This window comes from Streptomyces sp. NPDC051219 (assembly GCF_040682335.1).
Lineage (GTDB): Bacteria > Actinomycetota > Actinomycetes > Streptomycetales > Streptomycetaceae > Streptomyces.
This window is the reverse complement of sequence record NZ_JBFBAS010000012.1, coordinates 12986-27396: the sequence shown is the minus strand read 5'-3', so window position 1 is coordinate 27396 and position 14411 is coordinate 12986. Positions and strand designations below refer to the sequence as shown.

General features: G+C 70.3%; 10 protein-coding genes. All 10 read right to left on the bottom strand.

Features of this window, described 5'->3' with window-relative positions; translation table 11 throughout:
- Positions 1 to 23: 23 nt before the first annotated feature.
- On the bottom strand, positions 24 to 3722 hold the full coding sequence (locus AB0M62_RS16205; RefSeq protein ID WP_366074834.1) for a ThuA domain-containing protein: 3699 nt from the start codon (positions 3720 to 3722) through the stop codon (positions 24 to 26).
- Positions 3723 to 3965: 243 nt separating this feature from the next.
- Entirely contained in the window at positions 3966 to 4970 is a 1005-nt protein-coding gene (locus AB0M62_RS16200; protein WP_366074833.1) for a sugar phosphate isomerase/epimerase family protein, read from the bottom strand.
- 44 nt (positions 4971 to 5014) lie between these two features.
- The gene (locus AB0M62_RS16195) at positions 5015 to 6229 is read right to left on the bottom strand and encodes a Gfo/Idh/MocA family oxidoreductase (RefSeq protein WP_366074832.1); all 1215 of its coding nucleotides are present in this window, start codon (positions 6227 to 6229) and stop codon (positions 5015 to 5017) included.
- A gap of 59 nt (positions 6230 to 6288) precedes the next feature.
- Complete coding sequence (locus tag AB0M62_RS16190; protein WP_366074831.1) at positions 6289 to 7338, bottom strand: substrate-binding domain-containing protein; 1050 nt, start codon at positions 7336 to 7338, stop codon at positions 6289 to 6291.
- A gap of 58 nt (positions 7339 to 7396) precedes the next feature.
- Complete coding sequence (locus AB0M62_RS16185) at positions 7397 to 8467, bottom strand: ABC transporter permease (RefSeq protein WP_366074830.1); 1071 nt, start codon at positions 8465 to 8467, stop codon at positions 7397 to 7399.
- Positions 8464 to 9987, bottom strand: a complete 1524-nt coding sequence (locus tag AB0M62_RS16180) for a sugar ABC transporter ATP-binding protein (RefSeq protein ID WP_366074829.1) — start codon at positions 9985 to 9987, stop codon at positions 8464 to 8466. The genes AB0M62_RS16185 and AB0M62_RS16180 overlap by 4 nt, the downstream gene beginning before the upstream one ends.
- A gap of 147 nt (positions 9988 to 10134) precedes the next feature.
- Positions 10135 to 11316, bottom strand: a complete 1182-nt coding sequence (locus AB0M62_RS16175) for an ROK family transcriptional regulator (protein WP_366074828.1) — start codon at positions 11314 to 11316, stop codon at positions 10135 to 10137.
- Between the two features lie 170 nt (positions 11317 to 11486).
- Positions 11487 to 12605: a PP2C family protein-serine/threonine phosphatase gene (locus AB0M62_RS16170; protein ID WP_366074827.1), complete on the bottom strand. Its 1119-nt coding sequence runs from the start codon at positions 12603 to 12605 to the stop codon at positions 11487 to 11489.
- A gap of 90 nt (positions 12606 to 12695) precedes the next feature.
- A complete protein-coding gene (locus AB0M62_RS16165) occupies positions 12696 to 13373 on the bottom strand; it encodes a GntR family transcriptional regulator (protein WP_366074826.1) in 678 nt (225 codons plus the stop codon).
- 89 nt (positions 13374 to 13462) lie between these two features.
- Complete coding sequence (locus AB0M62_RS16160; RefSeq protein ID WP_366074825.1) at positions 13463 to 14401, bottom strand: beta-ketoacyl-ACP synthase III; 939 nt, start codon at positions 14399 to 14401, stop codon at positions 13463 to 13465.
- Positions 14402 to 14411: the final 10 nt, after the last annotated feature.

Here is a 14411-nt window from a genome sequence, read left to right as displayed (position 1 = left end):
CCCCGCCCGCCGCCGATGTCGGGCTACCCCTTGACGGGCAGCTCCTTGATCCGGATGTTGCGGAACGAGACCTGGTCGGAGTCACCATGGTTCTGGATGCCGAAGTGACCCCGGGCCAGACTGCGTACGGGATCGGTGTTGGTGAAGTCGTTGATCTTCACTCCGTTGAGGAAGATGCGCAGGCGCTCTCCCTCGACCCGGATCTCGTACGTGTTCCACTCACCCGGGGGGTTGAGGGCTGCGTCCCGGGCGGCGATGTTCGCGGCCTTGAAGCCGTACACCGAGCCGGTGGTCCTCTCCGGTGCGTCGCTCGCGTCGATCTGGATCTCGTACCCCTTGTTGACGGCCGACCACGGGTCGTCGGAGGCCGGGAAGCCCACGAAGATCCCGGAGTTGTCGTCGCCCGCCATCTTCCAGTCGAGCTTGAGGGAGTACGACTTGAGCTCCTTGGCCTGGTACCAGAGCAGGCCCATGCCGCCGGTCGAGTTCAGCGTCCGGTCCTTCACCGCGAAGGAGCCGGGGCCGGCCTGCTTCCAGCCCTCCAGGGTTTCGCCGTTGAACAGCGGCCGGTAGTCCTTGGACGGCTTGCAGTCGGCCTTGGCGATCCCCGTCGCGTACAGCAGTCCGCCGAGGAGGTGCTTGCGGAAGGCCGGCTCGGCGTACGACTCCTTGGTGTGACCGCCGCCGGTGTAGAAGGAGCGGCCGCCCTCGTACGGCTGGCACCAGGCGATCGGGTGGTCGCCCTTCATCGTGCCGCCGGTGTAGCTGGTCTCGTCCAGCGTGGCGAGGACACGCGCCTGTTCACGCGGGTTGGTGCGGTAGTTGTACCACTCGTCGGTGCGCTGCCAGGTGGTGTCCAGGTGCGCGGTGGCGGGGTGGTCGTGGTCCTCCACGCGGACCGTCGCGGACTGGATGTGCGGGTGCGACTGGAAGTACGCGCCGACGAGTCCGCCGTAGAACTTCCAGTCGTACTCTGTGTCGGCGGCGGCGTGCACGCCCATGTAGCCGCCGCCGTCGGCGACGTACTGCTCGAAGACGGTCTGCTGGTTGGCGTTCAGTACGTCTCCCGTCGTGGAGAGGAACACCACGGCGTCGTAGCGCGCCAGGTTCTGCGGGGTGAACTGACCGGCCTCCTCCGTGGAGTCGACGGCGAGTCCGCGCTCCGCGCCGAGTTCCTTCAGGGCGGTGACTCCGGCCGGAATGGAGTCGTGGCGGAATCCGGCGGTCTTGGAGAAGACCAGGACCCGCTTCCTCAGCGTGGCGTCGGCCTTGGCCGTGGACAGGGTGAAGTCGTCCACGTCGTAGAGGGCTCCGGCGCCGCCCTTGAAGACGAGATACAAGGTGGTCGTCCCGGCGGGCGGCTTCTTCAGGGTCGCCGTGACGTCCTGGAAGGTCTCCCAGCCTCCGGTCACGGGGACGACGGTGGAGCCGAGGAGCTTGCCGTCGGGTGCTCCGGTACGGACCTCCAGGGTGCCGCCGGCGCCACCGGAGGAGACACGCGCGGTGAGGGCGGTCGCGTCGCCGACCCGGTAGGGCTTGAACGCGATCCAGTCGCCGTTGCTGATGTCGCCGACGGTCTTGCCGCCGTGGGCGGGAGTCTTGTTGAAGATGTTGACGCCGCTCGCCGCGTTGTAGTGCTCGGCCTGGCGGTGCTTGGGCTGGACGACGTTCTGGTCGTGGGTGGTCAGCGGGGCCTGGCCGCCGGCGCCCTGGTCGGTGTACTCGGCGTCGAAGACCCCGAAGATGTTGGCGTTGGGGTCGTGCTCGCCGTCGGCCGTGGTCTTGAGGATGCCCGTGCAGCCGTTGGCGGAGGTGACGGGGTGGCCGTGGCTGTCGTGGCCGAGGATGTGGGTGACCTTGACCTTCGCGCAGTCGATGGTCCCGTCCTCGGGGTCGGACACGGTCACCCTGAACGGGATCTCGTCGCCGAAGGTGAACAGCTGGCCGTCACCGGGGAGTTCGAGCGTCACCTTGGGAGCGGTATTGCCGACAACCACCTGGACGCTGGCCGAGCCGGTGCGCCCGGACTGGTCCTTGGCGGTGACGGTGGCCGTGTAGGTGCCGTTCTTGCGGTACGTGTACGTGGGGTTGGCGGCGTTGGAGGTTCCGCCGTCGCCGAAGGTCCAGGAGTACGTGAGGGCGTCACCGTCGGAGTCGCTGGTGCCCGCCGAGGAGAACCTCACCCGCAGCGGCGACTGGCCGGAGGTCTTGTCCGCCTTGGCCTCGGCGACCGGGGAGTGCCCGTCGGTGGCGTTCTCGATGCGGTAGAGCGCGGAGTTCTCGTTGCCGCCGAACCAGGCGGTGCCGTAATCGAGGACATACAGCGCGCCGTCGGGACCGAAGGCCATGTCCATCACCTGGGTGCCGGTCCAGGGGAAGGCGTTGATGGACTGGACCGCGCCGTCGGCGCCGTGCTCGACGCGCTTGATCCAGCGCCGGCCGAACTCACCGGCGAAGTAGTCGCCGTCGTACGCCTCGGGGAACTTGACGGGCGAGTCCAGGTCCGCGTCGTAGCGGTAGACGGGTCCGCCCATCGGGGACTCCGAGCCGCTGCCGAACTCGGGCACGGATCCGCCGTCGTACGGGATCCAGGCCTCCTGCGCGGGCGGCAGGTCGACCAGGCCGGTGTTGTGCGGCGAGTCGTTCTTGGGAGCCGCGCAGTCGAAGGCCGCGCCGGAGGTCTTGGTCGCGAAGTCGTAGTCGGTGTACGCCTCGTTCTTGCCGGTGCAGAACGGCCAGCCGTAGTTCCCCGGCTTGGTCACCCGGGCGAACTCCACCTGTCCGGCCGGCCCGCGCTTGGGGTCGGCCGCGCCCGCGTCGGGCCCGTAGTCGCCGACGTACACGATCCCGGTGGGCCGGTCGACGCTGAACCGGAAGGGGTTGCGGAAGCCCATCGCGTAGATCTCGGGGCGGGTCTTCGCGGTGCCGGGGGCGAAGAGGTTGCCTTCCGGTACGGAGTAGGAGGCGTCGTCGTTGACCTTGATGCGGAGGATCTTGCCGCGCAGGTCGTTGGTGTTGCCGGAGGTACGGCGGGCGTCGTACGCCGGGTTGCGGTCCGGGCGCTCGTCGATCGGCGTGAAGCCGTCGGAGGCGAACGGGTTGGAGTCGTCGCCCGTGGAGAGGTAGAGGTTGCCCTGCGCGTCGAAGTCGATGTCACCGCCGACGTGGCAGCAGATGCCGCGGGTGGCCGGGACGTCGAGGACCTTCTTCTCGCTGGCGTTGTCGAGGGTGCCGTCCGCCTTGAGCACGAAGCGGGAGAGGCGGTTCACACCGTCGTACTTGGCGAAGTCCGCGGCCGTGCCCTCGTTGGGGGCATCGCCCGCAGGGGTGTCGAGGGGCGGTGCGTAGTAGAGGTAGATGAAGCGGTTCTCGCTGAACTTCGGGTCCACTCCGACGCCTTGCAGACCCTCCTCGTCGTGCGAGTAGACGAGGATCTTGCCGGCCAGGCGGGTGGTCCCGGCGCTGTCGGTGATCCGCAGCTCCCCGTCGCGCGAGGTGTGCAGCACGTTGCGGTCCGGCAGTACGGCCAGGCTCATGGGCTCGCCGACCTCGGGCTCCCCCTTGGCGAGGGTGACCTGCTGGAAGTCCTCGGCGGCCGCGGCGGGTTCGGGGATCTCCGCCGCGGTGGTGAGCGGCGCGGAGAGGGCGAGTGAGGTGGCGGCGAGGAGGCTGCCGGTGAGGAGTGCGAGCGCCTTCCGGGTTCTGAGCCTTTTCCTGTGCACGTAAGTCCTCCGGTTGAAGCCGGTTGTACGGGCGGGTGCGGTGGGGCACCGGCGCGCGCCGTCACGCCGGAAAAGCCCTATGTCCTGAACACCTCAAGGACGGTAGCCGGGTTCGTCCTGAGCGGAAAGCCCTTGTGCACGACAAGAGTTGAACTTTCTCCAGACACAGGACAAAGCCGTTTAGGGGCAGGTGTGAGCCGCCCGGCGGCGGTCCGGCCGCCGGGCGGTGAACTGGCCTTACGGTCAGCCGCCGCCCCCGAAGGCGGCGTCGAAGGACGCGGCCGGCGGGTCGAAGTCGTACCGCTTGAGGACGGAAAGCGCTTCCGGAGCGCCGGTCAGCCGGTCCATTCCGGCGTCCTCCCACTCCACCGAGACGGGTCCCCCGTAACCGATCGAGCGCAGCATCCTGAAGACGTCCTCCCAGGGGACGTCACCGTGCCCGGCCGAGACGAAGTCCCAGCCCCGCCGCGGATCACCCCATGCCAGGTGGGAGCCGAGCCGGCCGTTGCGGCCGTCGAGCCGCTTGCGGGCCTCCTTGCAGTCCACGTGGTAAATCCGGTCGCGGAAGTCCCACAGGAAGCCGACCGGGTCCAGGTCCTGCCACACGAAGTGGCTCGGGTCGAAGTTGAGCCCGAATGCCGGCCGGTGGCCGACAGCCTCCAGAGCCCGGTGCGTGGTCCAGTAGTCGTACGCGATCTCGCTCGGGTGGACCTCGTGGGCGAAGCGCACGCCTTCCGCGTCGAAGACGTCCAGGATCGGGTTCCAGCGCTCCGCGAAGTCCTCGTACCCCCGCTCGATCATGCGCGGCGGTACGGGCGGGAACATCGCGACCAGATGCCAGATGGAGGAACCGGTGAAGCCGATGACGGTCTCGACGCCGAACGCGGCGGCCGCGCGGGCGGTGTCCTTGATCTCGGCCGCCGCCCGCTGCCGTACCCCCTCGGGTTCGCCGTCGCCCCAGATCCTGGCGGGCAGGATGCCCTGATGGCGTTCGTCGATGGGGGAGTCGCAGACGGCCTGGCCGACCAGGTGGTTGGAGACCGCCCAGCACTTCAGCCCGTACTTGTCGAGCAGCTGCCGGCGCGAGTCCAGGTACCCGGAGTCGTTCAGCGCCTTGTCGACCTCGAAATGGTCGCCCCAGCAGGCGAGTTCGAGACCGTCGTAGCCGAAGTCACGGGCGAGCCGGCAGACCTCCTCCAGCGGAAGGTCGGCCCACTGGCCGGTGAAGAGCGTGAAGGGACGTGGCATGGTGAGGCTGCCTCCTTGAGCCCGGCGTGACCTGCCGGGCAGGCCTAGAAGGGGACGAGGGTGTAGGCGGCGTTCTTCGCGGCGCTCTCCTCCACCGCCGCGAGCACCCGCTGGACCTGGAGGCCGTCGGCGAAGGACGGCGCCGGTTCGGTGCCGGTGGCGACGGCCGTGATGAGATCGCGCGCCTGGTGGACGAAGGTGTGCTCGTAGCCGAGCGCGTGGCCGGGCGGCCACCAGGCCTCCAGATACGGATGGTCCGGCTCGGTGACCAGGATCCGGCGGAAGCCGGCGGACGCGGCCGGCTCGGTGTGGTCGTGGAAGCTCAGCTCGTTCAGCCGCTCCAGGTCGAAGGCCAGCGAACCACGCTCGCCGTTGAGTTCGAGCCGCAGTGCGTTCTTCCGCCCCGACGCCATCCGGGTGGCCTCGAAGGAGGCCAGGGCCCCGGAGGCGAGCCGCCCGGTGAACACCGCCGCATCGTCCACGGTCACCTGGCCTCGCCCGGTGCCGCCGCCGCCCGACAGTCCGGTGACGGCACCGGCGGGCAGGGGCCGCTCCCGTACGAACGTCTCGGTGAGCGCGGACACTCCCACCACGGGCTCCCCCGCCAGGTACTGCGCGAGGTCGATGATGTGCGCGCCCAGGTCCCCCAGCGCGCCCGATCCGGCGTGTTCCCGCTGCAGCCGCCAGGCCAGCGGGAACTCCGGGTCCACCAGCCAGTCCTGCAGATACGTGACCCTGACGTGCCGCAGCGCGCCGAGGCGGCCGTCGGCGATCAGCCTGCGGGCATACGCGATGGCAGGCGCCCTGCGGTAGTTGAAGCCCACCATCGCCACCTGGCCGTTCAGCCGGGCCCGGGCGGCGGCCGCCACCATCTCCTCCGCCTCCTCCACCGTGTTGGCCAGCGGCTTCTCGCACAGCACGTGCTTGCCCGCCTCCAGTGCCGCGATCGCGATCTCGGCGTGGCTGTCCCCCGGCGTGCAGACGTCGACGATCTGCACATCGTCACGGGCGATGAGGTCCCGCCAGTCGGTCTCGGCGGCGGCCCAGCCGTGCTTCTCGGCGGCGGCTCTCACCGCTGTCCGGTCGCGGCCGCAGACGGCCGCGAGGACGGGCCGTACCGGCAGGTCGAAGACGCGGCCCGCGGTGCGCCAGCCCTGGGAGTGGGCCGCGCCCATGAACGCGTATCCGACCATGCCGATACCGAGAGTCGGCGGTGGCGCCTCGGTGTCCGTCTGCTCCCTCTGCTCCGTCCGGGCCATACGGGTTCCTCCTCGTCGCTTGCTCGGTGGGGGCGGGCGGGGCGCGCGGCCCGGTCCGGTCAGCTGAAGCCGGTGGGCAGGTACTGGTCGACGTTGTCCTTGGTGACGACGGCCGAGTAGAGGGTGATCGAGGCCGGGATCTCCAGCTCCGCCATTCCGCTGACCCCCTTGGCCTGGCCGACGGCGCGGGCCAGGTCGATGGCCGAGGCGGCCATGGTCGGCGGGTAGAGGACGGTGGCCTTCAGGACGGAGTTGTCCGCCTTGATGGCGTCCATGGCGGACTTGGCGCCGGCGCCGCCGACCATCAGGAAGTCGTCCCGGCCGGCCTGCTGGATGGCGCGCATCGCGCCGACTCCCTGGTCGTCGTCGTGGTTCCACAGGGCGTCGAACTGCTTCTGCGCCTGGAGCAGTTGCGCCATCTTGGCCTGGCCCGACTCGACGGTGAACTCGGCGGCCTGGCGAGCCACCTTCTTGATGTTGGGGTAGTTCTTCAGGGCGTCGTCGAAGCCCTGGGTGCGCTGCTTGGTCAGCTCCAGGTTGTCCATCCCGGCCAGTTCGATGACCTTGGCGTTGGGCCTGTCCTTGAGCTGTTCGCCGATGTAGCGCCCGGCGTTGAGGCCCATGCCGTAGTTGTCGCCGCCGATCCAGCAGCGGTAGGCCTGCGGGGAGGCGAAGATCCGGTCCAGGTTGATGACGGGGATGCCCGCCTTCATGGCCTGGAGGCCGATCTGGGTGAGCGCCTTGCCGTCGGCCGGCAGGATCACCAGCACGTCGACCTTCTTGTTGATCAGCGTCTGGACCTGGCCGATCTGGGCGGCGGTGTCGTTGGAGCCCTCGGTGATCTCCAGCTTCACCTCCGAGTACTTCGCGGCCCGGGACTTGGCGTTCTCGTTGATCGCGTTGAGCCAGCCGTGGTCGGCCTGCGGGCCCGCGAAGCCGATGGTGACGGGCTTGCCCGGCTTGTCGTCGGCGGCCGGCTGGTTGTTGGCCGCCGGGCTGTCGCTCTTCTTCGGCTCGTTGCTGGTGCACGCGGTCAGGAGGGCGCCGGCGGAGACGGCCGCGCCGGTGAAGAGCAGTCCTCTGCGGGTGGTGCGTGGGATTTCCGGCATGACGGATGGACCCTTCTCGTGGGGCGGTGCGGGACGTGCGGGAGGGGTGGGGGGCGGGTCAGGATTCGCCGTTGCGCAGGGTGCTGCGCTGGACCAGGACGGCGGCGACGATGATCGCTCCCTTGGCGATCTGCTGGACGGCGCTCTCGAGGTTGTTGAGGGCGAAGATGTTGGTGATCGTGGTGAAGACCAGGACGCCCAGCACCGAGCCGACGATGGTGCCCCGGCCTCCGCTGAGCAGCGTGCCGCCGATGATCGCCGCGGCGATGGCGTCGAGTTCGTAGAGGTTGCCGTTGGTGTTCTGTCCCGAGCCGGCCAGGACGATCAGCAGGAAGGCCGCGACACCGCAGCACAGGCCCGAGAGGAGGTAGAGGTAGAGCCGCTGACGCCGGACGTCGATGCCCGCCAGCCGGGCCGCCTCGGCGTTGCCGCCGACGGCGACGGTGCGCCGGCCGAAGGTCGTACGGTTCAGCAGCAGCCATCCGATCGCCGTGACCCCCGCGAAGACGAGCACCAGCGGCGGAATGCCGAGGACGTACGCGTCGGGGACGCCGAGGTCGAGCACCGACTGCACGGTGACGATCTGTGTCTTGCCGTCGGTGATCTGCAGGGCCAGTCCACGGGCGGCGGCGAGCATCGCCAGCGTCGCGATGAACGGCACCATCCCGCCGTACGCGATGAGCATCCCGTTCACGAGCCCGCAGGCCAGTCCCACGACCACGGCGGTGAAGAGGATGCCCGCGAAGCCATAGTCCTGGGTGGCGAGGGTCGTCGCCCACACGGAGGCGAGCGCCACGATCGCGCCGACGGAGAGGTCGATGCCGCCGCTGGTGATGACGAAGGTCATGCCGACGGTGACGACACCGATGACCGAGGCCTGGGTGAGGACGAGCTGGAGGTTCCCGGAGTCCAGGAACTCGTCGGGCTTGGTGATCCCGCCGACCGCGATCAGGACCGCGAGAACGCCGAGCAACGACAGATTGCGGACGTCGAGCCTGGCCCCCAGCTCACGCCAGGGCGCGCGGCCGGCTCCGTCGTCGGACCGCTTCTTCTCGGACCGCTTCCGCTCGCCCGGGGGACGTCCGTCCTGCTGTGCGGGCGTCGCGGGCTGTGCCCCGGGAGGGGTCATGTTGTCGGGCTCCCTTCCATCACTAGGTCGAGTACGCGGTGCTCGTCGAGCTCACGCGCGGGGGCCGTATGGACGACCCGGCCCTCGCGGAGCACCAGCACCCGGTCGGCGAGGCCCAGCACTTCCGGGACCTCGCTGGAGACGAGGAGGACGGCGAGGCCGTCGTCGGCGAGCCGGCGGATGACGGCGTAGAGCTCGGCGCGGGCGCCGACGTCCACGCCCCGGGTCGGTTCGTCGAGCAGCAGGACGCGGCAGCCGCGCAGCAGCCAGCGGGCGAGGACCGCCTTCTGCTGGTTGCCGCCGGAGAGCGTGCGGATCAGGGCGTCGGGGTTGTCAGGGCGCAGCGACAGTTCCCGAGTGGCGGTCCGGGCCGTGTCGCGCTCCTTCGTACGGTCCAGCCAACCGCCGTACGAGAAGCGGGACATGGAGGAGACCGAGACGTTCCGGGTGACGGATTCGAGCATCAGCAGCCCCTGGGCCTTACGCTCCTCGGGGGCGAGTCCCAGTCCCGCGCGGACAGCGGCCCGGACGCTGCCGGTACGCACGGTGCGGCCGTCCACGATCACCCGCCCCTGGGTGGGCTTGCGCGCCCCGTAGATCGTCTCCAGGATCTCCGAGCGCCCGGAGCCGACGAGGCCGGCGAGTCCGACGATCTCGCCGGGGTGGAGTTCGAGGTCCACCGGCGCGAACTCCCCTTCCCTGGCCAGCCCTTGGACCTTCAGTACCGGGCGGTCGCGTCCGTCCGGCTGCCGCACGGGCCGCTCCGGGAAGACGTACTCGACCTTGCGGCCGGTCATCATGGCAACGATGTCGTGGGTGGGTGTGTCCTGGGCGGAGAGGCCGCCGGCCACGGCGCGGCCGTCCTTGAGGACGGTCACCCGGTCGCCGATCCGGCGGATCTCCTCCAGCCGGTGGGAGATGTAGACGACGGCGACTCCGTCGGCGGTCAGTCCGCCGACGATGCGGAAGAGGTTGGCCACTTCGTCCGGGTCGAGGGCGGCGGACGGTTCGTCCATCACGATCAGGCGGACGTCGTGGGACAGCGCCCGCGCCATGGAGACGATCTGCTGCTGGGCCGCGGAGAGCGGGCCGACGAGGTGTCCCGGATCGATCTCGGGGTGACCCAGGCGTTGGAGGAGGGCTGCTGCCGCCGCCCTGGCCTCCCGGACGCGTACGACACACCCGGCGGTGGTGGGCTCATGGCCGAGGAAGACGTTCTCGGCCACCGACAGCCCCTCCACCAGGTCGAGTTCCTGGTAGATGGTGGCGATGCCGAGACGCATGGCGGCGATCGGCGACTTGAGGGCGACCGGCTCGCCCTTCCAGGCGATCTGTCCCCCGTCGGGCTGGTGAACTCCGGCGAGCACCTTGATGAGGGTGGACTTCCCGGCGCCGTTCTGGCCGAGAAGGCAGTGCACTTCGCCCGGCAGCACCTCCAGGTCCACTCCGTCGAGGGCGCGTACGCCGGGGAAGGACTTGGTGATGCCGGACATGGTGAGCAGGGGTGGTTCTGGTGCCATGACGTTTCCCCTCGGCGGGTGCGGCCGGTGAAGCCAGACTCCAAGCGGGCAGGGCTGTGCTGTCCCGGGGGCCGGGAACCGCGCGGTTGCGCCGCGGGCCCGGCTCCCGGCCGGAAAGGCAGGAGCTTACGGTGGTACGTACGCCGGTCAGGCCGGCGAGAACAGGTGGTCGCTGATCAGCCGGGCGGCGCCGATCACGCCGGCGGCCGGCCCCAACTCCCCCAGGACGATTGGCAAGTTGCCGGTCGCCAGCGGCAACGACCGGCGGTAGACCTGGGTGCGGACGCTGGCCAGCAGCGTGTGGCCGAGTCCGGTCACGCCGCCGCCGATCACCACCAGGCCGGGGTTGAAGAAGCTGACGAGCCCGGCGATGACCTGGCCGACGCGGTTCCCGCCCTCACGGATCAGCTCCAGTGAGGTGGCGTCGCCCGCGGCGGCAGCGCCGGCGACGTCGGCGCCGGTGAGCCTGCCCGCCGCCTCCAGCCGGGTGGCCAGTTCGACCGATTGGCCCGAGCGCGCCGCGTCCTCGGCGTCGCGGGCCAGCGCGGCGCCGCTGAAGTGGGCTTCCAGGCAGCCCCTGTTGCCGCAGGCACAGGGGCGGCCGTCCGGGTCCACCTGGATATGGCCGATGTCTCCGGCGCTGCCCGTCGTACCGCGGTAGACCTCACCGCCGACGACGATGCCGCAGCCGATACCGGTGCCGATCTTGACGCAGAGGAAGTCGTTCACGGAGCGGGCGACGCCCGCGTGCTGCTCTCCCATCGCCATGAGGTTCACGTCGTTGTCGACCATGACCGGGCAGCCCAGTTCCTGGCTGAGCGCTTCCCGTACGGGGAAGCCGTCCCAGCCCGGCATGATCGGCGGCGCGACCGGTACGCCTTCGGGGAAGCGGACCGGGCCCGGGACGCCGATCCCGGCGCCGTCGAACCCTTCCGCCAGTCCGGAGGCCCTGAGCTTGGCCGCCATGGCGAGCACCTGCTCGAAGACGGCGACCGGGCCCTCCCGGACGTCCATCGGGTGGTTGAGGTGGCCGAGTACCTCCAGCTCCGCGTTGGTGACGGCGACATCGACCGAGGTGGCTCCGATGTCCACCCCGAGGAAGCGCAGGTTGGGCGCGAGCCGGATGTTGTGCGAGCGGCGGCCGCCGCGCGAGGCCGCGAGACCGTCGGCGACGACCAGGCCGGTCTCCAGCAACCGGTCGACCTCGACGGCGAGCTTGGAGCGGGAGAGGTCGACCTGGTCCCCGAGCTGGGCGCGGGAATTGGGGCCGCCATCACGCAGCAGGCGAAGCAGTCGCGCCTGGTGCGCGTTCGCGGGTCGAGCAGTCATGCGCCTCACGCCGCCCCTCCCGCCTTCATCGGCTGTCTCCGTCGGCTTTCGAGTGGAACGTAGCAGCGCTTTGCCAGGGTGGGAAGAAGTTGCGCATGGATTCGAGACGACTTTCTCCACACCGAGGACAAAGCTCTCTCCTACGGGCCCGCGGGGGACGATGCCGCCCCCTACGTGGGGGGCTCCTGGGTGTGGGGGTCCGGGCACCGTACGGCGAGGGCCGCGATGTCGTCCTCGAGCCTTCCGCCGCTGTAGTGGAGCAGGTCCCGGTGAAGCCGGTCGAGCAGCTCCCGGGGCCGCGCCGGGCCTTGCCGCCGCATCCACTCCGGCAGCGGGAAGAACTCGCCGGCGCGGTCCCGGGTCTCCGTTACGCCGTCGGTGTAGAGCAGCAGTTGGTCGCCCGGGGCGAAGGCCACGGCGTCGACGCAGTAGCGGTCTCCGATGAGCGTCGCGAGGTTGAGGGGCGGCGAAGGGATGGTGGGCTCCAGGACACGGGTCTCCCCGTGGTGCACGAGCAGCGGCGGGGGGTGCCCGCAGTTGAGGAGTCTGACGTGACCGCTGCCGTGCGGGATCTCCGCGAGAATGGCGGTGGCAAACCGCTCCGGCAGGTCCTGGCCGGGCAATCCGGCGCTGTAGCGGGTGATGCTGGTCTCCAGGCGACGGACGATGCCCCTCAGGTCCGGCTCGTCGTACGCGGCCTCCCTGAAGCAGCTGATCACCGCCGAGGCCGCCCCCACCGCGGGCAGACCCTTGCCGCGCACATCGCCGATGAGCAGCCGTACCCCGTGCGGCGTGTCGGCCGCCTCGTAGAAGTCGCCGCCGATCCGGGCCTGCTCCTGGGCCGCCAGATACAGCGACTCGATCTCGACGTCCTGGATGCGGCGCGGCAGCGGGCGTAACAGCACCTGCTGGGCTGCGTCGGCGACGAGCCGGACGTGGAAGAGCATCTCCTCCCGCTGGAGTCGGACATGGCTCGCGTATGCGGCCGCCAAGGTGACCGCGACGATCGCGGCCGCCGTGTACGGCGTCCCCAGGTCGGTGTAGAAGAAGCTCAGGCTGATCATGACAAGCAGGCAGAACATCCCCAGCACGATGGTGGGGATCACGGGCCACATCGCGGCGGCGAGGGCGGGTGCGGCGGGCAGGAGGCGGCTGAAGGCGATCTCCCTGGGAGTGGAGAAGGCCAGGCCGGCGATGAGGACGGTAAGGATCAGCGGTGACAGGCGGGCAGCCTGCCACCGCCCGCCGTAGGGAGGACGACGACTCCGGCGCCGTCCGGACGTGATCACAAATGGCATCATATCGATCCGAATGCCATGGGGCCGGGCCCTTCCTCTGACCAGGCCCGAGTCACTGCCGCGCGGGGACCCGGTGCGGATTCAGGCCTGGGCGCGCCGGTGGTATGTCGTGCGAGTGTGCTCGGTGTGGGCCCGCATGACCTCCGTGGCGCGCTGTTCGTCGCGTGCGGAGATCGCGGCGATCAGCTCACGGTGCTCGATCCAGGACTGCTTTCCGCGCTGCCGGGCGACGGGCGTGTAGTACCAGCGGACGCGCCGGTCGACCTGGGCGGCGAGCTCGGCGAGTACGGCGTTGCCCGCCAGCTCCATGACTTTGGCGTGGAACTCGGCGTTCGTCGCCACCGCCAGATCCACATCGTCCTCGGCGACCGCCCGCTCGCCCTTGGCGCACAGCGCCTCCAGCGCGTCGATGCCGGCCTTGGCGGAATTGGCGGCGGCCAGCCGGGCGGCCTCGGCCTCCAGGAGCGTACGGACGGAGAGCAGTTGATCGGCCTCCGCCTCGGTCGGCTCGTGGACGAACGCGCCCTGGGCGGGGCGCAGGTCGACCCAGCCCTCGGTGTTCAGCCGCTGGAGCGCTTCGCGCACCGGCTGCCGGGAGACACCGAGGTGCCCGGCGAGTTCACTTTCGACCAGGTGCTGGCCGGGGTGAAGCGCGCGGGTGGTGATGAGCTCCAGCAGGGCTTCGTACACGCGCTCACGCAGCGGGCCCGGCCGCTCCAGCTTCGGCACGGCACCCTGCGGCAGTCCTGCGGACAACATCGCGGTCCCCCTCGTCGGCTCGGAGAAGCCAACTCGGCAGAATTGGCTATCGTCTACAGTCTACCGAGGACGATACGCGCCCAAGGCGCTCAGGGGCAGCGGATCACCTGTCCCGCGTACGACAGGTTCCCGCCGAAGCCGAAGAGCAGCACCGGCGCACCCGACTCGACCTCGCCGCGCTCGATCAGCTTGGACAGAGCCATCGGGATGGACGCGGCCGAGGTGTTGCCGGAGTCGACGACATCGCGGGCGATCACGGCGTTGACCGCGCCGATCTTCTGGGCCACGGGCTCGATGATCCGCAGATTGGCCTGGTGCAGGACGACCGCGGCGAGCTCCTCCGGCGCGACGCCGGCGCGCTCGCACACCTTCCGGGCGATGGGCGGCAACTGCGTGGTCGCCCAGCGGTAGACGGACTGCCCCTCCTGCGCGAAACGCGGCGGCGTGCCCTCGATGCGTACGGCGTGCCCCATCTCGGGCACCGAACCCCACAGCACGGGGCCGATCCCCGCCTCCTCGCTCGCCTCGACGACGGCCGCGCCGGCGCCGTCGCCCACGAGCACGCAGGTGGTGCGGTCGGACCAGTCGGTGATGTCGGCCATCTTGTCGGCGCCGATCACCAGGGCCCGGACGGCCGAACCGGCCCGTACGGCGTGGTCGGCGGTGGCCAGGGCGTGCGTGAAGCCGGAGCACACCACGTTGATGTCCATCGCCGCGGGCGAGCCCATGCCGAGCCGGGCCGCCACGCGCGCGGCCATGTTCGGGGAGCGGTCGATCGCGGTGGAGGTGGCGACCAGGACCAGGTCGATGTCACCGGGGGTGACGCCTGCGGCGGCCAGCGCCTTGGCGCCGGCGTGCGCGGCCAGCTCGTCGACCGGCTCGTCCGGGCCCGCCACATGCCGGGTCCGGATCCCGACACGGCTGCGGATCCACTCGTCACTGGTGTCCACCAGTGCCGCCAGGTCGTCGTTGGTGAGCACCTTGGCGGGCTGGTAATGCCCGAGCGCGACCACGCGTGAGCCGGTCATAAGCGGGATT

What these genes read in the sequence shown, in the direction of transcription:
- AB0M62_RS16200 (WP_366074833.1), bottom strand. Translation starts at nt 4,970, where the DNA reads ATGCCACGTCCCTTCACGCTCTTCACCGGCCAGTGGGCCGACCTTCCG.
- AB0M62_RS16195 (WP_366074832.1), bottom strand. Translation starts at nt 6,229, where the DNA reads ATGGCCCGGACGGAGCAGAGGGAGCAGACGGACACCGAGGCGCCACCG.
- AB0M62_RS16190 (WP_366074831.1), bottom strand. Translation starts at nt 7,338, where the DNA reads ATGCCGGAAATCCCACGCACCACCCGCAGAGGACTGCTCTTCACCGGC.
- AB0M62_RS16185 (WP_366074830.1), bottom strand. Translation starts at nt 8,467, where the DNA reads ATGACCCCTCCCGGGGCACAGCCCGCGACGCCCGCACAGCAGGACGGA.
- AB0M62_RS16180 (WP_366074829.1), bottom strand. Translation starts at nt 9,987, where the DNA reads ATGGCACCAGAACCACCCCTGCTCACCATGTCCGGCATCACCAAGTCC.
- AB0M62_RS16175 (WP_366074828.1), bottom strand. Translation starts at nt 11,316, where the DNA reads ATGACTGCTCGACCCGCGAACGCGCACCAGGCGCGACTGCTTCGCCTG.
- AB0M62_RS16165 (WP_366074826.1), bottom strand. Translation starts at nt 13,373, where the DNA reads ATGTTGTCCGCAGGACTGCCGCAGGGTGCCGTGCCGAAGCTGGAGCGG.
- AB0M62_RS16160 (WP_366074825.1), bottom strand. Translation starts at nt 14,401, where the DNA reads ATGACCGGCTCACGCGTGGTCGCGCTCGGGCATTACCAGCCCGCCAAG.